4 protein-coding genes are annotated in these 3,007 nt (G+C 60.6%); 3 read left to right on the plus strand and 1 reads right to left on the minus strand.

Annotated elements, in window-relative coordinates; all coding sequences use genetic code 11:
* Nucleotides 1–404: 404 nt before the first annotated feature.
* From EN943_RS36355 to EN943_RS36370, 3 genes are all read left to right on the plus strand, one after another.
* Complete coding sequence (locus tag EN943_RS36355; protein ID WP_245476111.1) at nucleotides 405–1,688, plus strand: SagB/ThcOx family dehydrogenase; 1,284 nt, start codon at nucleotides 405–407, stop codon at nucleotides 1,686–1,688.
* Between the two features lie 4 nt (nucleotides 1,689–1,692).
* Complete coding sequence (locus EN943_RS36365; RefSeq protein ID WP_127416542.1) at nucleotides 1,693–2,001, plus strand: hypothetical protein; 309 nt, start codon at nucleotides 1,693–1,695, stop codon at nucleotides 1,999–2,001.
* An 81-nt stretch (nucleotides 2,002–2,082) separates the two neighbouring features.
* Nucleotides 2,083–2,403 (plus strand): hypothetical protein, encoded by a 321-nt coding sequence (locus EN943_RS36370; protein ID WP_127416543.1) that lies wholly within the window; start codon nucleotides 2,083–2,085, stop codon nucleotides 2,401–2,403.
* 149 nt (nucleotides 2,404–2,552) lie between these two features.
* On the opposite strand, the gene EN943_RS36375 is transcribed toward EN943_RS36370, so the two are convergent.
* The coding region (locus EN943_RS36375; protein ID WP_164778584.1) for an energy transducer TonB at nucleotides 2,553–3,007 on the minus strand (455 nt) is incomplete at its 5' end.

Genomic DNA, 3,007 nt, shown 5'->3' on the forward strand with positions numbered 1-3,007 from the left:
AATCCACGCGTCCGTCTTCAGATCGTGGTTTTACTATAATTTTAACAAACCATTAACTCTTCCGACCTTACCTTTCTTCACGCGGATCCCGTTCTGGGGGTCTTTCAACGGATCCCAAATGGGGTCAGGAAAGGGATAAAAATGGCCAAGAAAGTGACCAATGCTCCGAAGCTGACGATTGCCGCCGGCACGCAGACCGTCTTCTTTTCGCAGGGCATGCACTACAACAAGCGCTGAAGCCGTTCTGCGCCGACGAGCGGTTGCTTGTCGGCGCTTCGGCTCCGCAGATGGCATCCAGCTTCATGAAAATGCGCTCTTCGAAAACGCTTGTTTTCTACCCCGGACCAAACAAGGTCACGGCATGCAACTTCCTGACCAGAAGCGTCTTCGAATGCAGCCCTGAGATGGTCGGCCTTCTCGCATCGTGGGACAAATGGGCATCGACGACGGACATTGCCCGCGCCCATGGCTGGTCGAAGTCCGAGTTGAAGGCTGTCGTTCCGCAGTTGCTCGATTTTTCCGCCCTTGTCACCGCCGGATCGCCTCTCGCCGAGCAGGAGGAACAGTTTTCAGGGCAATGGAGTTGGGGGCTTCCGACGGCGCTGATGCATTTCTGCGTCCAGGACAGCGAATACATGACCATCGAGCAAGCGGAAGAGAGGCAGATAGAACGCGCCGGCCATACGCCGCAGCCGGACCTCCTGCTCAAGAATTCCGCCGGCGCCATCCAGCTGCCGAATGCACTGGAAGACAACGAACTTCTTAGCTTGATGGCGCGGCGCCGCACCAACCGCACGGCGGCTCGACCCACCATCACAGCCAAACAGCTTTCCGATTGCCTGTTCGCAGGGCTCGGCATCATCGGCGAGACCGCCAATTGCGTTGGCGCCCTGCCGCTTGGCATGACCCCTTCCGGCGGCGCGCGGAATCCCTATGAGGCCTATGTGGTCGCGCTCGGCGTCGATGGCCTCGAGCCCGGTGTCTATCACTATTCCGCCGCCGATCACGACCTTGGCAGAATTTCCGCGAACCATCTGCCGAAGATCTCCGAACTGGTCGGCGGACAGGAGTGGGCTGATAGCATGCCGTGCCTGATCCTGCTTTGCGCCAGGCTCGATCGCACGATGTGGAAATATGAAGACGCCAACGCCTATCGTGTCGTGCTGATCGAGGCCGGCCATATCGGCCAGAACATCATGCTGGCGGCGACCAATCATGGCCTGTCGGCATGTCCGACAGCCGCGCTCAATCATTCCGCCATCAAGCGGCTGCTTGGTCTCGACAGTCTCACCGACGCACCGATCTATGCCTTGACCCTCTCGACCCCGGAAAGAGACCCGTCCACGCGAGCCAATCCATCAATTAGTCGACCAACAATGTGCAGTCCGGCCAGTAACGCGTTCCCAGGGTATAACCAGAGACAGGAGCAGCACGTGCCAAATCAATCCTTACGCCAGTCGGAAATCGATAGTCTTCAATATATTTCGTCGATGACCAATGAGCTCGTGCAAATGGCCGAAGCAAGCCGTTTTCCGATGATCTCCTATCTGCTGGGCATGGCCTATGCAGAAGCCTTCGACGTTCTTCGCGGCGCACGGCCGGCCAGGCATGCGCAGCTCAGCGGCAACCCGCTGCACCCCAAGGCGCAGGCAAAAGACAATCGTGCCGCCCAGCCACGGAGAGCGTAGCGACATGCAATCGTCAGCCGCATGCGCGGTGGCCGGCTCGACCTTCCGGCCAAACCGCTGGGAGACGCTGTGCGCGTTGCAAAGCCTGCTGCCGCTGCTGAAGAAAGCCGCGACGGATCTGCACCGCGCCGACATGGTCTACTGGTTCGAGCAGGCCGATGCCGAGGTCGCCAACATCATCAGGGGCCGCCCCTCCGATGCAACCGCGATCCCGGCCCTGATTGCGTCCTGCCCGCAGGACCGGCATCCGGTCGCTCAAGCTTGTTGCATGTCGCCCGCCCAACCCGGCGCGCTTAGGGTTCAGCGCCGCTGAACCCGCTCTGATCACCAGTTTTTCAGACAATTCCAGACCGGAGCCTATTGCGCTTCTGGAATGCCAAGGGGGGACCCGCACATGAACATGATAGCCAACATCAGAAGCGTCGATGCCAGGGAAAGTATTTTCAGCCGGCTCGACGTCTTGATCGCCAGGCGACCGCCATCGCCTGACGCCGCGCGGGTCGAGGCCCGCCAACTCGTCTCGATGGCGATTGCCGACAGCTGCCAGGCCGACAGCCTCTGGGGTACAGTGGACGCCTTCCACGCTCATTTCGACTTCATGATGCAGACCATCGAAATCAACGGAGCCGAAGACCCGAGCCTCGGGCTGTTACGCACGAAATGCCGTTTCTATCTCGAACAGGTCGAAGCCCTGAGCTTGTCGCTGACCTATTGACAGGCCGGCCGATCAAGTTCGGCTCTAGAGCAATTCCAGGAAAAGTGTGAAACGGTTCTCCCGGGAAAACGCATAGCGTTTTCCCTTGGGAATTGCGCCAAAACAAAGAGTTAGAATAGTTGGCCGTTTCCGTGAAACGGTGAGCTGCTCTAGTTGCGCAGGCTGAACACGAACGGCGCTGTACGGCTCAGACGCGAGCCAAGGTCCGGTGGCGGTGCCGGCACCGTGGCGCCTTGCAGCACGGCGAGCGCCGCACGGTCCAGATCCGCATCCCCGGAGGAACGAGAGAGCCTGGCGGACAGGACCCGACCGGACGAGTCGACCGTGAAGGCGACATACGGCCTGCCTTCCACGCCTCGGGCCTTGGCAGAGCTGGGATAGCGCGTGTGCCGCTTGATCCAGGCGCCCAGACGGGAGTCCCATTTGCTGGAGTCGCCGGAGCGCGACGTCGATTCCGCCGCCTTCGGCGCGGCGGTCCTGGCCGCGGGCCGTGCGTCGGCGCTGGCGACCGTTGCCGTCTTCGGCGGAGCCGCCTTCTCCTTCTTAAGCCGCGGCTTGGGCTTCTCGACAGACTTCTTCGCCTTGGCCTCGACCGGTTTCTTGT

The sequence above is a fragment of the Mesorhizobium sp. M7A.F.Ca.US.006.01.1.1 genome (assembly GCF_003997935.1).
Taxonomy (GTDB): domain Bacteria; phylum Pseudomonadota; class Alphaproteobacteria; order Rhizobiales; family Rhizobiaceae; genus Mesorhizobium.